This is a genomic window from Streptomyces sp. NPDC057424, from assembly GCF_042803315.1.
Classification (GTDB): Bacteria; Actinomycetota; Actinomycetes; order Streptomycetales; family Streptomycetaceae; genus Streptomyces.
The window spans coordinates 98,793-116,675 of record NZ_JBHVCP010000001.1; the positions used below are offsets into that span (position 1 = coordinate 98,793).

Sequence of the window (17,883 nt, forward strand, 5' to 3'; positions counted from 1 at the left end):
AAAGGAGAGGGCAGGCCGGGTGTGCGCCAGACGGACCAACAGGCAGGCAGCGGTGGATCGATGCGATGTGGGTGTAGCCGTCGTTGGAGCAGGCGTCGGCGGCTCCTATGCGGCCTACCGGCTTGCGGCATCGGCGGGGCTCGGACACCTGCCTGTTGCGCTTTTCGAGCGGTCCCACCGGATCGGCGGCCGCGTCTGGTCCACCCGAGTGGGGCCCGCCCCGGGTGCCTGGGCTGATCTAGGTGCGATGCACCTGCACTGGCAGCTCCGTTCGGTCATGGCTCTGGTCCACCACCTCGGCCTTGGAGAAGCAGTCGTCCCCTTCGACTTCGGACGGGGCGAGAATCTGACCCACCTGCGCGCCACCGCATTGCACCAGCGTGAGCTCGTCGGCTCCGCTCATGAGGTGCCGTACAGACTGCGTGCCGCGGAGCAAGGACGCAGTCCGGATGCTCTGGCAGCCCTCGCTGTGGAGAGGACCCTTGCAGGGTTCAGCCGACTTCGGCGGCTATACCACCATGCCGCAGAACAGGGGCGCTGGCGAGAGGCCGGCGAGCATGCGCGGGCATACCGCCTCCTGCGCGATTCCACGGCCGTGGACGGGCGTCCGGTGCGAACCTTGGACTGCGCGGCCGTCCTGATGGCAGGGCTGAGCCGAGAAGCGATCCGATTCCTCGACGACGCGGGGGGCTACGACGCGTCTCGGACCGGCGGCAATGCGGCCGACTGGCTCGACGTGCTGTTTCACACTCCCGTCGACGCCGACTACGTCACTCTGTCTGGCGGGATGCAGAGGTTACCGAGCGCGCTGCATGCCCGCTTCTCGGCTGCAGGCGGCCACACCCACCTGGGGCACCGCCTGACCCGGGTGGACCAAGTCGTCCACGAGGGCGGCCACCGGCCGACATATGAACTGACCTTCACCATCGAGGACAGGCTCGGTAGGCCGACCGGCACACGAGTCCGGGTGGGTGCGCGCAAGGTACTCCTCGCGATGCCGCAAGGAGCGCTGTGCCGACTTGATCGCACGACGTGGCTGTTTACCCCGCAGTTGCTGGCCGACCTCGACTCTGTAGAGGCAGTTGCGGCCCTGAAGCTATTTCTCGCCTATCCGGAGGCCTGGTGGCTGAGAATGGGCCTGTCGTCCGGACGGAGCACCACGGACCTTCCGCTTCGCCAATTGTGGTATGGAGGCGCCGAACGTGATGGGTCAGTCGGCCGGGGGGGCGGTCCCGCACTGCTGCTCGCGGCCTACCCCACCGGTCCGTCGGCGGCGTACTGGGATCGGTTCCTCGAAGGCCCGCGGTTTCCCGAGCCGCACCCGGCAGCCCGCGCTGAGGACACCCCACGGCCGAGCGCGGCCATGGTCGAGCACGCGCAGGGGTTGCTGTGCACCATGCACGGCATGCATGAAATCCCCGCCCCCGTCTCGGCCTGCTGGCAGCATTGGAACCTGCCCCCGCACGACGGTGCATGGCACGTCTGGAAGCCGGGCCGCGATTCCCGCAGCATCACACGCCGGATGCGTGCCCCCGCGCTCGGCCACGCGGTCCACATCGTCAGCGACTGCTGGACCTCCGATCCCGGTTCGATCCCTGGGACCCTGGGCTGCGCCGAACGGGTCCTGCAAGACCATCTCGGCCTGGCCCCACCGCCGTGGCTGCGGCCACAGGGCAGCGAACTGCCGTGCTGAACGGAACACCCGGGAGTCACCCGACTGACATCTGGTACCGACTCGGCCCTCATGCCTGGAGGACAGCATGTACGCACCGGCCGCGCCCGATGGCCAGCCCGACTACCCCATTCTCGATGAAGACGGTGTTCTCCGATACGTGGCTGGGACTGCGGTACTGGCCCGGAGGCTGGGGGGCTCTCCCGCCGACTGGACCGCCCGCGAAATCGGTGACGGCAATGTCAATCTCGTCTTCTCGGTGACCGGGCCGCTCGGCGCCGTATGCGTGAAACAGGCCTTACCGTACGTGCGGGCAGCCGGACCGGATTGGCCGCTTCACCCGGGACGGAACGGCTTCGAGTTCAAGGCCCTCACCGAACACCGCAAGAGCGCGGAACGGTATCTGCCCGAGCCACTGCACCACGAACCTGCGCTGCACCTCATGGCCGTCGAGTACCTCACGGAACACACCGTCCTGCGTGATGGACTGATTCAAGGCATCTGTTATCCGAACTTCGCGAAGCACATCGCCGAATATCTGGCACGCTCCCTGTTCTTCACTTCGGATCTGGCACTCTCTGCCGAACGAAAACGCCTCCTGGTGTCCGAATTCGAGACGAACACCGAGATGTGCGGGGTCATGGAGGACATGGTCTTCACTGACATCTACGTGCACCACCCGCGCAACCGGTGGACCAGCCCGGCCCTCGACACAGAGGCCGAGCGTCTTCGATGCGATACCGCCCTCAAACTCGCCGTATCCCGGCTGAAGGGCCGGTACCTCACGTCGAAGGAGGCGCTGATCCATGGCGATCTGCACACCGGGTCCATCATGGTCACAGCCCAAAGCACTCGTGTGATCGACCAGGAGTTCGCCTGCTTCGGACCGATGGGCTTCGACCTCGGAAACGTCCTTGCCCACCTGTTCATCAGCTACTTCGCCCAAGACGGACTCAGCCTGGCGAGCGAACCCGGTGTGGACCGGCACGAGTGGCTACTCGATACGATCGAAACCCTCTGGGACAACTTCCACGCCCACTTCCTCCGCCTTTGGCAGTCGACCGGGTCGGGTAGCTCCTACCCTCCGGCGCTGTTCTCGGATCCGGAGGGCTCCGCCGCGCTTGATAGGGAACGGCGCAGCTGCCTCGACCTACTACTCGCAGACGCGCTTGGCTTCTGCGCCGCCGAGATCCTCCGCCGCTTGTTCGGGTTCGCCCGGCCTGCTGATCTGACCAGCATCACCGACCCTGTCAGGCGCTCCGCCTGTGAGCGGCCGGCACTCCACCTCGCGCGTAGCCTGCTCAGCCGACCTACCGCCTACCCGCGCATCCACGATGTGACAGCAACCGCCCGGACTCTGCGCAAGGCGACCTCAGAGGCCTGACCGTTGGATTGTTCCGGACGGACTGTGGGAGATCGCGAAGCCGCAAGAGCCGGCGTCTGGGGCCGCCTGCACGAGGCGGTGCTGCACCGGCTCGACAACACGCCGGCCTCATCGACCGCACCCGCGTCGTCCTCGACACCGCCCACGTTCGGGCTTAGAGCGGGGGCGAACACTCAGGTGCGAGCCCCGGGGACCGGGGCTCGCCGAGTTCCAGGATCCACGTCCTGTCGGACGGGAACGGCCTGCCCCTCCTCGTCGGCGTCTCGGCCGGCAACGCTCACGACAGTGCAGGGCTGAAGCCCATGGTCGGACACGCGGTCTTACAACGGTGACACGAGCGCGGGCTCGCTCCTGTTGCCCATCCGACACGGGAGTTGCGCCTTCGGCTCGTTGCGGAAGCGTGAGGCTGGGCTGGACCGCTCAAGCGCCGCTCTTGTGGGCTGTGAGGGAGATCGTCAGGTCGTTCAGGTCGAAATCCGACGAGTCCTCAATGAAGGCGTTATAGCCCACGGCGCAAGGGCTGCGCGCCGGATCGCGCGGGTTGACGACCAAGTGCCAGTCATCATCGACATGCGCGCCGTCGGACGCGCTGATGTTCTCAACCGTGAGCCTGAGCCCAGGACCGACCCTCTTGGAGTTGGTGTCGACGAGGTCTGGTCCGCCCTTGCCTCTGGTGTTCGTGTCGACATGAGTAGCCTGGCTGTCCCTGAGCACTACGCGGAATCTGTTTGCCGCGAACGAGTCGATGCGCCATGTGGCGTACCAGCCCGCCGGAATGTGATTCGAAAGGTCTACGTCCAGGAGCGCCATCGGTGTCTCCTTCACTCGATTGGGCCTACCACTCCAGCGTCCCCGCTGGATTGACCCGCGCAACTGGGTTACTCCATATGAGTGAGAGCAGTAGGGGCCGGCGGCCCTGGCCGGGTGGATGCTGCCTCGCCTCGGTAGGCTCAGCGCCACCGGCTTCGGCCCGCTGTGACCAGGCCTTCGTTTGCGGCGGCATCCAGCGCCGGGCCCGGGAGGGCTCGAGCGGGCCCTCGCCGAAACCCGCCGCCGGACCAGTGATCGGCCTCCCGCCGCCGACGGTCCTGCGGGCCGCCGCGCCGGTGACCGGGCATCGCCCACCGGACCTCGCGCGGCAGGGGCGCGTGACCTCGGGCTTCGCCGGCGGCTGCCTCACGCCGCACGCGTGGGCCGGTCAGGCCCGGGGATAGCGGGCGAGCCAGCCCGGTGACGATCCGCCGGGCCCGTGCAGGGCGGGCCCCTGGGTCATCTCCATGGCGAAGTCGTCCGCGAGCTCCAGGATGGTGGGGCGGCCCTCCAGCTCGGCCAGCCAGGCCGGTGGCAGGGCGGTCTCCCCGTGCAGCGCGCCGAGCAGGCCGCCGGTCAGCGCGCCGGTGGCGGCGGACGGGCCGTCGTGGTTCACGGCGAGACACAGCCCGTGCCGGACGTCGGCCGCGACCAGCGCGCAGTACACGGCGGCGGCGACGAGCCCCTCCGCCGTACCCGCCCCGCTCAGCTCGGCCACGCGCTCCGGCCCTGGCATGCCCTGCCGCACGGCACCCAGCGCACGCTGCAACGCGTCCGACACCGGCTGGTGCCCCGGCCGGGCGGCCAGCAGCCCGAAGGCCCGCTGCGCGGCGCCGTCGAGGCTCTCGCCCAGCGCCAGCGCATGCACGAGCACGGCGTACGCGCCCGCCGCGAGGGAGGCCGTGGGATGGCCGTGGGTCTGCGCGGCGCACTCGACGGCGAGCTGCGCGACCAGCTGCGGCTCCCAGCCCACGAGCAGCCCGAAAGGGGCCGACCGGGCGGCGGCCTCGGGCCCGGCCTCCCCGGGGTTCTTGGGCGCATCCGGAGTCCCCATGGTCTCGTCGCCGAGCCCCAGCAGCAGCGCGCGGCCGGGGTCACGCCGCGCGTACAGCCACTCCTCCCGCGCCAGCCACCCGTCTTCCTTGCGCCGCTCGTCGGGCCCCCAGTCGCGCTGGGTGGCGGCCCAGCGCAGATACGCCCGGTGCAGATCGGTCGGCGGATGCCAGGCCCCGGTGTCCCGCCTGACCTGAGCCCGGATCAGGCCGTCGACGGAGAACAGGGTGAGTTGGGTGAGGTGCGTGACGGCGCCGCGTCTGCCGTAGGCGGGGGCCAGGTCCACCAGGCCCTCCGGCCCGTGCGCCTCCCGGATGGCGTCGACGGTCAGCCCGTCGACCGGCGTCCCCAGCGCGTCTCCCACGGCCACGCCGAGCAGGGTCCCTCGCACCCGGCTGCGGAAGTCCTGCTGCTCCGTACGGCCCCAGACGGCGCCGGCAGTCGCACCCACCTAGACCTCCCCAGGGCACCGTGCACACGTACGACAGCGAGCACTGTAATCGAACGGGAACGGTGGGTTCAGGGGCGGAACGGTGCGGGGGTGCCCTCGGGAGGTCCCGGTCGGCGGCCTCAGGTCCGCGGCCAGGTGATCCCCGCGGCTCGCAGCATCTCGCCGTACTTCCGGTGGCGGCGCCGGGCGATGAGCAGCCCGAGGGCCCACAGACCGGCGAAGAACAGCCAGACGGCGGCACAGACCAGGAGCGCCGGCCCGGAGAAGCCGGTCTGCGAGAGCGGGATCAGCAGCACCAGGGGGATGAGCAGGAGGGCGATCAGCCCCCGCCGCCGGTGGGTGCGGCTGTAGTCGACCATGATCCGGGCGTGCAGCAGATCGACGTCGCGCCGCGCCTCGGGCAGCGGACGCAGGCGATGCCCGCCGGGACGCATGCCGGGCAGCGGTCCACCGTCCAGGGCGTCCGGATACCGGGCGGCGGTGCGGGCCGCCCGTTCCGCGGCGTCCGGCATGCGCCGGAAGGCGAAGTACGGGTTCGGACTGCCCTGGGGCGACAGGGGTGACAGCCCGTCGTAGCGGTAGCCGTACTGCTCGACGACGTAGGCGAAGGCGGCGAACTTGCGCCACGAGCGCTGCAGATGGCGTGCGTCATGCCGCTCGGCACCCCGCGCGCCGTCCTGCAGCAGTGCCTTGAGCTGGGTCTGCAGCAACATCTCGCCTCCTGCGTCGAGGGCGGGGCCGTTCCGGCCCGAGGCGGCCTCGTGGACATGTAAGGGTGTGATGACGGCGATGGCGCAATCGTTCGTCCCACGGATAGCTTCCTATCACTCGAGCAGACAGCGTTCCCCGGGCGGGAAGCGGTCGGCAGGCGTGGAAACCAGGGGGGCATGCGGTGGGTTCGTCGGAATATCCCAATCTCGGCTTCGATCCGGCTCCGGGCGACCTGGAGACGGTTCGGCTGATGGTCTCGGCGATCGGCCGGGTGAACCGGGAGGGCGGTACGGCGCAGACCCAGCTCGCCAAGGTCGGCACGTCGGACGGGATCTGGGCCGGTCAGGCCGCCGACGCGTTCACCAAGTCCGTCGACAAGATTCCGCCCTACCTGAAGCGGGCGCTCGGGTCCATCGAGACCACGCACCGTGTCCTGTCGAACTGGGAGACCAGCCTCGACGGGTTCCAGGCCCGCGCCCGCAAGCTGGAGGAGGAGGCCGCAGCCGCGGCCAGGAAGGCGAGCACCGCCAAGGGTGCTCTGGACGCCCTGCCGAGTAACACATCCGGAATACCGGACAAAGAGCAGGAGAAGCACGACAAGGACAAGGAGAGCAAGCAGCGGGCGTACGACTCGGCCCACGGCGAACTGGAGGCCGTGCGGTCCCGGGCCCGCACCCTGAACGCCGAGTACGTCACCGCGGCGGACGCCACGGCCCGGGCCGTCAAGGACGCCGCTGACGACGCTCCGCCCGAGCCCGGCTGGTTCGACGACCTCGTCGACGGTTTCACCGAGTTCCTCTCCGACGCCTGGGACACCTTGACGGACCCCAACTTCTGGAAGCTCGTCGGGGACCTTCTCGCCGACATCGCCATGGTCATCGGCGTGATCTGCCTGGTCGCCCTGATGCTCGGCACCGGCGTGGGCGCCCTCGGACTCATCGGATTCCTCGTCGGCCTGGGCGCGCTGGCCGCCCACAGTGCCGCCATGATCGGCGGCGCGGAGGGCGTGACCTGGGAGACCCTCGCGTGGGATGCCCTCGGGGTGGTCGCGGGCGGCGCGAGCCTGGCCGGCGCCAAGCTCGCCCAGGCGGGTCGGCTGCTGGTGCAGTCCGGGCGGACGCTGCGGGCGACGGAGGGTTTCATGGCCACGCTCGGCAAGATCGGTTCCGGCGGCTGGGGCAACATCGCGAAGATTCCGAGCGGCATGGCCAACTCGGCGCGCGGCTTCGCCATGGCGGGCCAGGGCTGGGTGCGCGTCGCCACGGGGCAGGCACTCGACATCACCGGCACGGTCACCGGGGCGGGCTTCGCGCTCGGATCCAACAGCAACGACGGCCGCTGGCTGGACGGCGACTGGAACATCTCCGACATCCCCGTCGTCGGCCCGGGCGCCGGGTTCGCCGCCTACGAACCGCCGGACGACGAGCCCACGACCATGGCCCCGGGACCGCTGGGTCCCCGGTTCGACACGGCCGCGACGCTCACTTCCGCCGGTGACAGCTTCACCAAGGGCCTGGAATCGACGGACTTCGGGACCGCCGCATGACCCGGAACCCGATCGAGGCGGCCTCCGCCCGGGCGACTCCCTACGCGTTCCGGTACACGGTTCCCGACGAGTTCGTCCGGCTGCCCGACCCCGCGGCTGTCGACGGCTGGTGGGAGACGCTGGCCAGGCTGAACCCCGACGCCGACGAGACGCACCTGGCCGCCACCACGGAGCAACTGCGGGCCGCTTTGCCGGGGTTGTCGCGGGGCGGAGAGGAGACCGTCGACCTCACCGCGCTGTGCCTGGGCACGGAGGACGTCGGTGGCGAGGAGCGGCTCTCGATGGGGCTGCTCGCGGTGACCGTGAAACCGAGCGGGCACCGTGACCGGCTGCTGACGGCGGAGGGCGTGTACCGGGCCAAGGAACAGAAGTTCTACGCCGGCGAGAGGGAACTGCGCGAGCTGGACTTCCCGCTGGGCAAGGGCGTGCAGGGCCGGCAGGACATGCTGCTGGCGGTCAAGCTGCCGTGCGGCCCGGGAGTGATGTCCACCTCGTTGAGAATGGTCACCGTGCCGGCCCGGCTGGCCGCCGAGGCCGGCCTGGCGGACGGCGGAGCGGGGGAGAGGATACGCCCGGCGCTTCCCATGGCCACGCTCCAGTTGGTGGTCCCCGCCCCGCGCGACTACTGCGTCTACGTGACGATCTCCACGCCGTCCGTGTTCCTTCTCGACTCCTACAGCGGACGCCTGGCCCGGATCGGGCGCACCCTCAGCTTCGACGTGCCGCGGGAGGAGCGGGAGCGGGCCGAGGACTGACGCGACGCCTACGTCTTGCCCTTGGCCTGCTTCTTCCGCAGCTCGTCGGACAGCTGCTGGTCGAGCCTGGTGAACTCCTCGGAGGCCTTCCGGGCGAATTTCGACACGCCCTTCGTGAGCTTCGACAGCTCCCCGAATCCGTAGTCCCAGGAATCGGCGAAGTCGTCGCAGGCCGACTCCAGGCCTCCGTGACCGATCTGCCGGGAGTCGGCGTGCTTCATCTCCTTGGAGGCCGACTTCATCTGGCCCCCGCTGGTCTCCAGGGTGTTCGCCATCCCCAGGACCTCGTCACTGGCGAACTTCAGGAACGACAACTCCCGGCCCCCTCGCTCATCATCCGTCGGTTCAGAACCATGATGCCCCAGGCGGACCTGATCCCTTCCCGCCTCGGGCTCTTCGGCGCCGAGGTCCGCCGGGATCACGACAGGCCGTGATCCGGCCCCTCCCCCGTCACACCCGGGTCGCGAGTGCCGAGTTCGGCCCACAGTGTCTTCGCACCGGCCGGTGCCCGCGTCAGGCCCCAGCGGTCCGCGTACGCATCGACGATGCGCAGGCCCCTGCCTCCCTCGGCGTCGTCCGCCACCGGCCCCGGGAGCCGTGGGATCCGGTCGCCCCGGGCGTCGGTGACCTCGATACGGAGCGTGCGGTCGGCGTGCAGCTTCAGGGCCAGCCGGAAGTCCCTGCCCTGGACGCGTCCGTGCAGCACCGCGTTCGACGCCAGCTCCGCCACCACCTGCGCGGCGGCGTCGTACGCCTCGCCCCACTCGTCGAGCTGGCGTTCGGCGAGCAGGCGGGCCAGTCGAGCGCCTCTTCGAGTGGCGGACAGCTGGATCGTGAAGTGGCGTACGGGGGTGCTGATTTCAGCGAGGGATTTCTGGCTCATGTCACCCAGCGTGGCCGTCCGTCCCTACGCTGAACAGCGACGACCTCGGTACGGAGCGTGACTGTCCGGACGCATGGCGGGGTCGTACGGCTCGTACGTCAGGAGGGGAAGGCGTGGAGGACGAGGAAGCGGCGGCCGTGCTCAGGACGGTGGGGCGGCAGATCAAGATGTGGCGCGAGGCGGCCGGGCTGAAGCAGGCGGAGTTCGGTTCGGCGATCGGGTACGGGGAGGAGATGGTGTCGTCCGTGGAGCGGGCGCGCCGGATTCCCAAGCCGGATTTTCTCGACAAGGCGGATGAGGTGCTGGGTGCGGGCGGCAAGATCTCCGCGATGAAGGAGGACGTGGAGAAGGCTCGGTATCCGAAGACCGTCCGGGATCTGACCAAGCTGGAGGATCAGGCGGTCGAGCTCGGGGCGTACTCGGCCCTGCACATCCACGGGTTGCTGCAGACGCCCGAGTACGCCCAGGCGCTGTACGCGATGCGGAGGCCCGCTTTCAGCGAGGACGAGATTGAACGCCACGTGGCCGCGCGCATGGCACGGAAGGCCGTCTTCGACCGGGCACCCCACCCTCTGGTCACCTTTGTCCAGGAAGAGATGACACTGCGGCGGCCCCTCGGGGGCAAAATGGTGCTGCGTCACCAACTCGAACACCTTTTGGAGATGGCCGAGTTGAGGCACGTCGAGATCCAGGTGATGCCTACGCGCAGGGACGACCACGCGGCTGTGATGGGCTCGTTCCGGCTGTTGAAGCTCCAGGACGGCAAGGCACTCGGCCACACGGAAAGCCAGCTGTACGACCGGGTGATCAGTGATCCGAGGGACGTCCAGATCCTCGATATGCGCTATGGCATGATCCGGGCGCAGGCCCTCTCGCCCCGAGATTCATTGGCCTTCATCGAGAAAGTAATGGGAGAAGAGACATGATGTCCACCCCGCTGACATGGATCAAGAGCAGCTACAGCGGCAATGACGGACCCGATTGCGTCGAGGTCGCCATATCAGCCCCCACCATCCAGGTCCGCGACTCCAAGAACAAGAACGGCGCCCGACTGGCGTTCACCGGCGGCGCCTGGTCCGAGTTCGTGGAGTTCGCGGCGGGGCGTTGAACCTCAGTTCTGAACAAGGGGCGTTTCAGGGGTCTCGGTCGGCTCGTCGGTCTCCTCGCGCTCCTTCTTCAGGGCGAGCTCCCGCGCCAGCTTTTCCGAGTACAGCCTCATTTCCGCTTCTTTGCGCTCGTCGAACACCGATGCCTCCTTTGAATGCAGGGGTGTTGAAAGGAAAAACAAGGGGAAGGTGGGGACGGTCAGGCAGATGTGCCTAGGACCGGGGACCGCCGTGGCCCGGGAGTGAGCGTGCCGACCGGTGGCGGGATTCATCAGGGATCAGCCGCCGCACCATCGCACACCTCCCGGAAATAACTCGACCAGGCCACAAGCCTCTTGGCTTGAAGATTACCCGACGGACCGGCGTCCCGTCACGACCCGATTTCCGTCCCACACAGCTGATCCCCACGATGTTCACCTGCCGATGAACGGACCCAGTACCGCACGGTCGGTATCCGAAAGGCGCTCCAGCGCCCCGGAATTCAGTTCCCGTACGCGTTCCGCATCCGTCCGGGCCTCCTCCCGCCGCCCCGTGACCGCGTGCAGCACAGCCCGGCGGCACAGTGCCCAGACGTACCCCGGGCGCATTTCCACCGCCCGGTCCAGATCGGCCAGCGCCTCCGCGTGGCGGCCCAGCCGGGCCAGAGACTCCCCCCGGCTCGCATACGCCGACGTGTACGCGGGGTCCAGGGCCAGCGCGACGTCCAGGTCGGCGACCGCCAACTCGTCACGGCCGGCGACGCGCAGTGCGTCACCCCGTTCGCAGCGGGCCCAGGGCCAGTCGGGGCTCAGGGCCAGCGCCCGGTCGAGGTCGGCCAGTTGGCGGTGGGAGTCGCCCCGTGCACGCCAGACCCGGGCGCGGCGGGCGAGCGCCCAGGCGTAGTCCGGGTCGAGGTCCAGGGCCCGCCCCAGGTCGGCGAGGGCCGCGTCGAAGTCTCCGGCGCGCTCGTGCGTGGCGCCCCGGGAGGCCCAGGCGAACCCGAGCGCGGGGTCGAGGCGGATCGCTTCGGTGAGGTCCCGGACCGCCTCGGAGTCCCGTCCGGCGATCCGCTGGTGTTCGCCTCGCAGCGCGACGTACCAGGCGTTGTCCGGTTCCAGCGCGACGGCTCGGTCCAGGTCGGCGATCGCCCCGTCGTGGTCGCCCAGGTCACCCCGGATCCCGGACCGGTGCCGGTAGGCGACGGCCAGTTCCGGATCGAGCGCGACGGCCTGGTCGTACTCGGTGAGGGCCCTCGCGTACGCGCCCTCGCCGCGCAGCTCGTCGCCCCGCACGAGGCGGGCCCGGGCCTGAGCCGGAGCGTCGAGTACCGCACGACGCAGGAGCAGCCCCAGCGCGGCACCGGCGCCCTCGGTGTCGAGGGCCGCCGTCAGCTCGGTGCCCCAGCGGGACGCCGGCTCCGCGCCCGCGTCCGCTCCGGCGTCCACCAGCGCGCGGGCCCACCGCCCGGCCACGCCCGCCTCGCACGCCCGGACGAAGTCCCGCAACGCCTGCGGCAGCGCGTCCCGTTCTCCCGCGCACAGCGAGTGGTACGTCTCCTCCAGCCGCAGCTCCCGCCATGCCTCGTCCGCCCACAGTTCCCCGGTGCCGCGGCCCGCCCCGGCCTCTTCGCGCCAGCCCCCGAACAAACCGGCCAGGCGCCGCTGCCGCTGCGCCCACTCCCGCGGCGACCTGCGGCGCTCCGCGCGCAGCATCGGCGCCCGTACGACGTCGTGGTAGCGCAGTCGTCCCCCGCCGCGCTCACCCACGAACGGCATCCCCCGCAACCACGCGTAGAGGGGTTCCAGTTCCTCCCGCGGGCAGTCGGCCGCCGCCCGGAACACGTCCCCGTCCAGCCATCTCGGCAACGCGCAGGCCAGGGCGGCGGCCCGTCGGGCCGGGTTCTCCTCCCACTTGAGGAAGCGGTCCACGGCCGTCTCGCTCGGGTCGCCCACGTCGTCCGGGTCGGTGGGGCGGGACGCGGCGAGGGTGGAGACCAGGACGGGGAGGCCGCCGGTGAGGCGCAGCACCTCCGCGACGACCGGTTCGGCGATCACCCCCTTGGCGGCCAGCAGACCGCGTGTCTCGGTCTCCGTGAAGGGGGCGAGCGGGAGGTTCGTGACGAAGTCCGCCAGCCCGCCCCAGCGGGCCGGGTCCAGGGGCGCCCGGCCCGCCGTGACCACCACTGTCGTGGCGGGCAGGGGGCCGTGGCGGTCCGTCGTCATCGTCTCGTGCAGCCAGGGGTCCAGGTTGGGGCCCGTCCGCTCGTACGTGTCCAGGAACAGGGCGATCCAGGGAGCGGCCGTGTCCACGAGTTCGCGCAGGAGGACCGGTGTGAGCACCTGCTCGGGGGCGAGGACCAGCTGGAGGTCCTCGTGGTTGCGGAAGCGGTCGATGAGGCTCGCGCGCAAGCGGTCGGCCACGTGGGCGAGTTGCTCCGCGTCCAGCATGCCCGCCAGTGGGCCGACCACCGGCACCATCCCGGCGGCGACGACCCCGGCCCGTGCCACGACCCTCCCGGCGGCGGACGGTCCGGCCTCCGCGGGCTGCGTGTCCAGAACGGCCAGCGCGGCCAGTTCGGCCTCGTGCCGGCGCTCGCGGTGGGCGGCGAGCAGCCGGTCCAGCTCCTTCAACCGCCTCCCCTGGGCGGCGAACTGACGACTGACCTCCGCCATCAGGTCCGGCACGCTGCCCGCGCTGTCGTCGATGTACGCCGTCAGTGCACCCTGTTCGCGGGCGACCTGCTCGAACTCCCTCAGCAGGAAGGTCTTTCCGACGCCCGCGTTGCCGTGCGCGTGGAAGCGGAAGCGGTGGCGTTCGTCGTGCGGGGCGGTGTCGAAGTTCGCCCGGAACAGGGCCCGTTCCGCGCCCCGGCCAACGAATCCGGCCCGGGTGCGTTGCCGGATCAGCTCCTGCATCGACGGTCGCGCCTGGGCCATCCGTACGTCCCCTCGTCTCGCGCGGTCGGCTTCGGGCTCATTCTCTCGCGTCCGCCCCGGCCGCTGGGGAGAATGATCGGCATGACCACCTCCACACCACGCGGAACACTGTCGCTGGCCGCCACCCTGCTCACCGCCACCATCGCCCTCTACATGGCGCTCGTCGCGTTCGGGAACATCACCGACTTCGGGACCAACCAGCAGTTCGTCCGGCATGTGCTGGCGATGGACACCACGTTCGAGGACGAGGACCTGATGTGGCGGGCCGTCACGAGCCAGGGGCTGCAGGACGCCGCCTACGTCGGGATCATCGTCTGGGAGACCGTCGCCGCGCTGGTCCTCATATACGGGAGCTGGCTGTGGGCCAGACGCGATGACCTGCGCGCCCGGCGGATGTCCACGTACGGGCTGCTGATGGTGATGCTGCTGTTCGGGGCCGGGTTCATCGCGATCGGCGGTGAGTGGTTCTCCATGTGGCAGTCGAAGAGCTGGAACGGGCTGGACGCGGCGACCCGCATCTTCCTGTTCAGCGGGGTCGTGCTGATCGTCAACCAGCTGTCGTCCCCGCGGGCCCAGACACCCGCCTCCTGAGCGCTGCCGCTGCCGCTGCCGGGATTCATTCGCAGTGCATCGGACTGGCAGGCTTCGTCTGGATCTCGGAGATGTAGATCCAGTCGAAGCCGTCATATCCCTCGGTGTCGAGATGCCGTGCTCGGCTGAGGCCGGCGCGTATCGCCACGCGCTGGGAAGCAACGTTGGCCGGTCGAACGCGGGCGATCAGCGGGAGGTCGGGCAGGTGACGGGATGCCCAGGTGGCAACCGCGCCTGCGGCTTCACCAGCGAAGCCTTGGCCCCAGGCTGAGGTGGCGAATCGGTAGAAGAGGTTCAGGACGGGGGTCCCGTGCAGTTCCATGGGCTTGATGCCGCAGAATCCGAGCTGCTGAGCGGAGCCGTGGTGCCGGACGACCCAGTATCCATATCCGTACTGCTGCCACTGGTCGTCCCAACGCTGGTGGAGCGCCTCTGCTTCCTCGAACCGGGCGAGCGCATCGGACGGGTTGTGGGCACAGGTCTCAGGATCACGGTGGACGGCGAAGATCGCGTCGACATCGGCAGAGGTCGGGCGTCTGAGCAACAGTCGGGCGGTCTTCAGCTCCACGGCCGCTGGGCTCCGGTCACTCATGTCGAGACCGCATCACCGGTGCGGAAGATTCGGTTCAGGTGGTGGCCCAGGACCGCGGTCGCGGACTCCGGGCTGCGCTGGCCGACGAGGATGCCGGTGCCGAGTCCCGCGGACATGGCGAGCAGGCCGGCTGCCTCCAACCGTGCGTCCACACCGGGCTCGAGCAGTGCCGCTTCCTGCGCCTGCCGGAGGAGTTCGGTCAGGGCGTCTTCGGCGGCATCAGGGTTCCTGATGAAGGGCTGGGCTGCGAGCGCCGGGTCGTTCACGGCCAGAACCGCGTAGGAAGTGTAGAGGTGGTGGAAGGTGCGGCTCTCGTCGTCCGTCGGCAGGGCCGCCATCAGCAGCGCCTCGACCACAGCGCGCGGACCCGGGCTGTCCCCGGCGGCCCGTACCCGGGCGGAGACCCGCTCCCCGAATCTCTCCGCCAGCAGCTCGAGCCCGAAGAACAGCAACTTTTCCTTGGTCTGGAAGTAGTACTGCACCAGCCGCAGTGATACGCCCGCCTCCGCCGCCACATCGCGCATCCCGACGGCATGCAGCCCGCGTCGGCCGGCGACCCGGACGAGGGCCTCGGCGATCTCGGTGCGCCGTTCTGCGTGGTCAACGCGCTTGGGCATCGGCCGGTTCTCCGCTCGTCGTTCCTGCTACGGCCCCCACAGGCTTTCATGGTACAGCTGTACCATCTCCATGGTACGTTCGTATCACAAAACCGAGACGCCGGAGGTGGCCATGCCCGAGACCGCTGCCCGAACCCGGGCCGATGTCGGCCGTTATGTGAGCGATGCCTGGCGGGAGCGCCACCTCACGGCCTGCGATGCGGTCTACGCACTGGGGACGCCCGCGCTCGCGGAAGAGGACGTGGAGACGTCCTTCGGCACCACGCACGTCTACCGCTACGGCCCCGCGAGCCAGGCTGCCCGATTCCGCACTCCCGTGGTCCTGGTGCACGGGGCGGGCTCCTGCTCCGCCATGTGGTACCCGAACACCCCCGCCCTCAGCGCGGACCGCCCGGTCTACGCGATCGACACCCCGGGCGATCCCGGCCGCAGCGTGCAGCGCGAACCCATCCACCAGCCCGAACGCGCGGCGCAGTGGCTGGACGAGACGCTCGCCGGGCTCGGACTCGACCGCGTCCACCTCGTCGGCTCCTCGTACGGTGGCTGGCTCGCCCTGAACCAGGCGCTCCGCAGGCCCGGTCGCCTCGCCTCGGTCACCCTGCTCGACCCCGGCGGCCTGGAGAAGGTGGGGCTGCGCTTCTTCGTCTGGATCTTCGCCAGCCTCTTCGCGACCTTCGCGCCCAAGGCGCTCCGCCCGCGGCTGGCGGCCTGGCTCGAACAGCCGGTCCTGGTCGTGCCGGAACTGCGCGCGATGATCAGAACGGCGGTTCGCGCCTACCGCATACGCCGCCCGGCGCCGCTTCCCCTGTCCGAGGAGGAGCTGTCCACCATCCGGACTCCGCTCTATCTGGTGCTCGGCAGGCGAAGCCTCCTCGTGCACCCGCAGCGGCAGGCGGAGCGTGTGCCGCGCCTGGTCCCCGGTGCCCGAGCCGAGATCATCTCCAGCACGGGCCACGGGCCGCAGATCGACCACGCGGAGGAGATCAACCGCAGGATGCTGAACTTCATGGCCTCAGTCGACTGAGACCTCCCACGCCGACGGGCCGGAATCGAGAAGGCCGGAATCCCCGGGCTTCAACCCGAGGTGCACGTCACTTGACCACGGTCACGGTCGTGCCGACCGTGCCGAACGCCCACAGTGCCGTGCCGTCCGCCTTCTTCATCCGGACCCCGCCGGTCTTCCCGCCGGAGGCGGCGGGCGGCGGGGAGGCTCCGTCGACCGCGTTGGAGAAGGCGACGGAGACGCCGTCCCGCGCGGCGAAGTACATGATGTGCTCGATCTGGACGCCGTCCGAGCCGGTCGTGGCCTCTTTACGGGACGAGATCGCGTAGCTGCCCGGGTCGGGGCTGACCGTGCCCGGCCAGACGGTGAACGTCCGGCGGGTCGCCTCGCTCGCGTCGACCAGCCACACCCGCTTCTCGCCGAGGGAGTAGACGACGCGCCGGCCGGTGCCGGAGCCGTCGGGCACCCGCGCCGGGACCGACGCCGTGGGGGTGGGCTGCGCCGAGGCCGTGCTGCTCGGCTTGGCGGAGGTGGCGGTGGGGCGCGAGCCCCGGTCCGCCTGCACACCCAGGACCGTCACCGCGGCTATCGCTCCCACGGTCAGCCCGGTCACCCAGGCCCACGAAGGAAGTCGGGCAGGCACCGGCACGCATCTCCTCAGTCACGGGACCCCGCACCGCAACGGGGCTCCGATCATCGTACTGCGCGTCCGCCGCTCCCCCGGTGCCTCAGGGGCCCTCGGCAGCCTCAGGGGCCGTCGGCGGTCTTACGGACCGGGACCGGGCCCGTGCCGGCGCCGCGGGCGGTGTAGCGCGGCGTACGCACCGGGGCCGGGTAGGAGAGGTGCACCAGCCGGGTCTGCTCCTGGCGCATGTGCATGAGCGACTCCAGGATGTAGCCCACGAGCAGCACGAGCGCCGCGATGGTCATGATCGCGGCGGCGAGGATCGCCGTGGGGACCCGGGGCACGGTGCCCGTCTCGACGAAGTCGGCGATGACGGGGATGCCGAGGATGACCGAGACCAGGGCGAGTACGCCCGCGAGCACGGTGTGGACCAGCGAGGGGCGCTCGCGCCGGGCCAGGTCGAGGATGACCCGCAGGATGCGCCAGCCGTCCCGGTAGGTGCGCAGCTTGCTCTCGCCGCCGACGGGCCGGACCCGGTAGTCCACGACCACCTCCGCGGTGGGGAGCCGCAGGTGCAGGGCGTGGATCGTCATCTCGGTCTCGGTCTCGAACTCGCGGGCCAGCGCCGGGAAGGACTTCACGAAGCGCCGCGAGAAGACGCGGTAGCCGCTGAGCATGTCGGTGACGTCGTTGCCGAACAGGGACCGCACGGCCCCGGTGAGCAGCTTGTTGCCGACCGCGTGCCCGGCCCGGTAGGCACCGTCGACCGTCACCCGGCGGGCGCCGACGACCTGGTCGTACGGCCCCTCGAAGAGCAGGTCCACCAGGTCGCGGGCGCGGGAGGCGTCGTAGGTGTCGTCGCCGTCGATGATGAGCAGCGCGTCGGCGTCGACGTCGGCGAAGGCGCGGCGGATGACGTTGCCCTTGCCCTTGCGGGTCTCCTCCCGGACGATCGCGCCGGCCGCCCGGGCGACCTCCACGGTGCGGTCGGTGGAGGCGTTGTCGTACACGTAGACGACGGCCTCGGGGAGGGCGGCGCGAAGGTCGCGGACCACCTTGCCGACGGCCGCCTCCTCGTTGTGACACGGCACGACACACGCGATCGTCGGTTCCACGACCACTCCTCACTCGACCGGTTCCTCACACAGTCAGCACCTCATACCGTCGGA

At 70.1% G+C, this 17,883-nt stretch carries 19 protein-coding genes and 1 pseudogene; 9 read left to right on the forward strand and 11 right to left on the reverse strand.

Annotated features, from left to right (window positions below; genetic code table 11):
* Positions 1–67 precede the first annotated feature (67 nt).
* The 3 genes and pseudogenes from ACFU3E_RS00510 to ACFU3E_RS00520 form a co-directional block, all read left to right on the forward strand.
* Positions 68–1,693, forward strand: a complete 1,626-nt coding sequence (locus tag ACFU3E_RS00510) for a flavin monoamine oxidase family protein (RefSeq protein ID WP_384149746.1) — start codon at positions 68–70, stop codon at positions 1,691–1,693.
* Positions 1,694–1,760: 67 nt separating this feature from the next.
* The gene (gene mtnK, locus ACFU3E_RS00515; protein ID WP_384149749.1) at positions 1,761–3,056 is read left to right on the forward strand and encodes an S-methyl-5-thioribose kinase; all 1,296 of its coding nucleotides are present in this window, start codon (positions 1,761–1,763) and stop codon (positions 3,054–3,056) included.
* A 42-nt stretch (positions 3,057–3,098) separates the two neighbouring features.
* Positions 3,099–3,370: pseudogene (locus tag ACFU3E_RS00520) on the forward strand (IS5/IS1182 family transposase); the annotation flags it as partial.
* Between the two features lie 106 nt (positions 3,371–3,476).
* Here ACFU3E_RS00520 and ACFU3E_RS00525 read toward each other — a convergent pair.
* From ACFU3E_RS00525 to ACFU3E_RS00535, 3 genes are all read right to left on the reverse strand, one after another.
* Positions 3,477–3,866 carry a hypothetical protein gene (locus ACFU3E_RS00525; RefSeq protein WP_384149752.1) on the reverse strand — a complete coding sequence of 130 codons (390 nt, stop codon included), beginning with the start codon at positions 3,864–3,866 and terminating at the stop codon, positions 3,477–3,479.
* Positions 3,867–4,254: 388 nt separating this feature from the next.
* A complete protein-coding gene (locus ACFU3E_RS00530) occupies positions 4,255–5,370 on the reverse strand; it encodes an ADP-ribosylglycohydrolase family protein (RefSeq protein WP_384149755.1) in 1,116 nt (371 codons plus the stop codon).
* A gap of 119 nt (positions 5,371–5,489) precedes the next feature.
* Entirely contained in the window at positions 5,490–6,083 is a 594-nt protein-coding gene (locus tag ACFU3E_RS00535) for a hypothetical protein (RefSeq protein WP_328339983.1), read from the reverse strand.
* A 179-nt stretch (positions 6,084–6,262) separates the two neighbouring features.
* On the opposite strand from ACFU3E_RS00535, the gene ACFU3E_RS00540 reads away from it, so the two are divergent.
* Together ACFU3E_RS00540 and ACFU3E_RS00545 are read left to right on the forward strand one after the other, a co-directional pair.
* The gene (locus ACFU3E_RS00540; protein WP_384149758.1) at positions 6,263–7,627 is read left to right on the forward strand and encodes a putative T7SS-secreted protein; all 1,365 of its coding nucleotides are present in this window, start codon (positions 6,263–6,265) and stop codon (positions 7,625–7,627) included.
* On the forward strand, positions 7,624–8,382 hold the full coding sequence (locus ACFU3E_RS00545) for a hypothetical protein (protein WP_384149761.1): 759 nt from the start codon (positions 7,624–7,626) through the stop codon (positions 8,380–8,382). The genes ACFU3E_RS00540 and ACFU3E_RS00545 overlap by 4 nt, the downstream gene beginning before the upstream one ends.
* An 8-nt stretch (positions 8,383–8,390) precedes the next feature.
* Here ACFU3E_RS00545 and ACFU3E_RS00550 read toward each other — a convergent pair whose 3' ends face one another.
* Together ACFU3E_RS00550 and ACFU3E_RS00555 are read right to left on the reverse strand one after the other, a co-directional pair.
* A complete protein-coding gene (locus ACFU3E_RS00550) occupies positions 8,391–8,696 on the reverse strand; it encodes a hypothetical protein (protein ID WP_384149764.1) in 306 nt (101 codons plus the stop codon).
* Between the two features lie 104 nt (positions 8,697–8,800).
* Positions 8,801–9,265 (reverse strand): ATP-binding protein, encoded by a 465-nt coding sequence (locus tag ACFU3E_RS00555; RefSeq protein ID WP_384149767.1) that lies wholly within the window; start codon positions 9,263–9,265, stop codon positions 8,801–8,803.
* 113 nt (positions 9,266–9,378) lie between these two features.
* Here ACFU3E_RS00555 and ACFU3E_RS00560 point away from each other — a divergent pair, with 113 nt between their 5' ends.
* Both ACFU3E_RS00560 and ACFU3E_RS00565 read left to right on the forward strand, forming a co-directional pair.
* Positions 9,379–10,191 (forward strand): helix-turn-helix transcriptional regulator, encoded by an 813-nt coding sequence (locus ACFU3E_RS00560; protein ID WP_384149771.1) that lies wholly within the window; start codon positions 9,379–9,381, stop codon positions 10,189–10,191.
* Positions 10,188–10,373, forward strand: a complete 186-nt coding sequence (locus ACFU3E_RS00565; RefSeq protein ID WP_384149774.1) for a DUF397 domain-containing protein — start codon at positions 10,188–10,190, stop codon at positions 10,371–10,373. The genes ACFU3E_RS00560 and ACFU3E_RS00565 overlap by 4 nt, the downstream gene beginning before the upstream one ends.
* A gap of 3 nt (positions 10,374–10,376) precedes the next feature.
* Here the strand turns inward: ACFU3E_RS00565 and ACFU3E_RS00570 are convergent, their stop codons facing one another.
* Positions 10,377–10,511, reverse strand: a complete 135-nt coding sequence (locus ACFU3E_RS00570) for a hypothetical protein (protein ID WP_267896229.1) — start codon at positions 10,509–10,511, stop codon at positions 10,377–10,379.
* Between the two features lie 273 nt (positions 10,512–10,784).
* Positions 10,785–13,286: a tetratricopeptide repeat protein gene (locus ACFU3E_RS00575; RefSeq protein ID WP_384149778.1), complete on the reverse strand. Its 2,502-nt coding sequence runs from the start codon at positions 13,284–13,286 to the stop codon at positions 10,785–10,787.
* A gap of 81 nt (positions 13,287–13,367) precedes the next feature.
* Between ACFU3E_RS00575 and ACFU3E_RS00580 the strand changes: the two genes are divergently transcribed.
* Positions 13,368–13,877, forward strand: coding sequence for a DUF2165 domain-containing protein (locus ACFU3E_RS00580; RefSeq protein ID WP_384149782.1), 510 nt, complete (start codon positions 13,368–13,370; stop codon positions 13,875–13,877).
* A 25-nt stretch (positions 13,878–13,902) separates the two neighbouring features.
* On the opposite strand, the gene ACFU3E_RS00585 is transcribed toward ACFU3E_RS00580, so the two are convergent.
* Positions 13,903–14,445 carry a GNAT family N-acetyltransferase gene (locus tag ACFU3E_RS00585; RefSeq protein WP_384149785.1) on the reverse strand — a complete coding sequence of 181 codons (543 nt, stop codon included), beginning with the start codon at positions 14,443–14,445 and terminating at the stop codon, positions 13,903–13,905.
* A 20-nt stretch (positions 14,446–14,465) separates the two neighbouring features.
* Positions 14,466–15,086 carry a TetR/AcrR family transcriptional regulator gene (locus tag ACFU3E_RS00590; RefSeq protein WP_384149788.1) on the reverse strand — a complete coding sequence of 207 codons (621 nt, stop codon included), beginning with the start codon at positions 15,084–15,086 and terminating at the stop codon, positions 14,466–14,468.
* A 112-nt stretch (positions 15,087–15,198) separates the two neighbouring features.
* Here ACFU3E_RS00590 and ACFU3E_RS00595 point away from each other — a divergent pair, with 112 nt between their 5' ends.
* Positions 15,199–16,110: an alpha/beta fold hydrolase gene (locus tag ACFU3E_RS00595; RefSeq protein WP_384149791.1), complete on the forward strand. Its 912-nt coding sequence runs from the start codon at positions 15,199–15,201 to the stop codon at positions 16,108–16,110.
* A 67-nt stretch (positions 16,111–16,177) separates the two neighbouring features.
* On the opposite strand, the gene ACFU3E_RS00600 is transcribed toward ACFU3E_RS00595, so the two are convergent.
* A complete protein-coding gene (locus tag ACFU3E_RS00600) occupies positions 16,178–16,732 on the reverse strand; it encodes a hypothetical protein (RefSeq protein ID WP_384149794.1) in 555 nt (184 codons plus the stop codon).
* Between the two features lie 104 nt (positions 16,733–16,836).
* Positions 16,837–17,835, reverse strand: a complete 999-nt coding sequence (locus tag ACFU3E_RS00605) for a glycosyltransferase family 2 protein (RefSeq protein ID WP_384149797.1) — start codon at positions 17,833–17,835, stop codon at positions 16,837–16,839.
* Positions 17,836–17,883 lie beyond the last annotated feature (48 nt).

Bases quoted from the DNA above. Each gene is read 5' to 3' on its own strand.
- mtnK (WP_384149749.1), top strand. From the start codon at position 1,761: ATGTACGCACCGGCCGCGCCCGATGGCCAGCCCGACTACCCCATTCTC.
- ACFU3E_RS00525 (WP_384149752.1), bottom strand. From the start codon at position 3,866: ATGGCGCTCCTGGACGTAGACCTTTCGAATCACATTCCGGCGGGCTGG.
- ACFU3E_RS00535 (WP_328339983.1), bottom strand. From the start codon at position 6,083: ATGTTGCTGCAGACCCAGCTCAAGGCACTGCTGCAGGACGGCGCGCGG.
- ACFU3E_RS00545 (WP_384149761.1), top strand. From the start codon at position 7,624: ATGACCCGGAACCCGATCGAGGCGGCCTCCGCCCGGGCGACTCCCTAC.
- ACFU3E_RS00555 (WP_384149767.1), bottom strand. From the start codon at position 9,265: ATGAGCCAGAAATCCCTCGCTGAAATCAGCACCCCCGTACGCCACTTC.
- ACFU3E_RS00565 (WP_384149774.1), top strand. From the start codon at position 10,188: ATGATGTCCACCCCGCTGACATGGATCAAGAGCAGCTACAGCGGCAAT.
- ACFU3E_RS00575 (WP_384149778.1), bottom strand. From the start codon at position 13,286: ATGGCCCAGGCGCGACCGTCGATGCAGGAGCTGATCCGGCAACGCACC.
- ACFU3E_RS00580 (WP_384149782.1), top strand. From the start codon at position 13,368: ATGACCACCTCCACACCACGCGGAACACTGTCGCTGGCCGCCACCCTG.
- ACFU3E_RS00590 (WP_384149788.1), bottom strand. From the start codon at position 15,086: ATGCCCAAGCGCGTTGACCACGCAGAACGGCGCACCGAGATCGCCGAG.
- ACFU3E_RS00595 (WP_384149791.1), top strand. From the start codon at position 15,199: ATGCCCGAGACCGCTGCCCGAACCCGGGCCGATGTCGGCCGTTATGTG.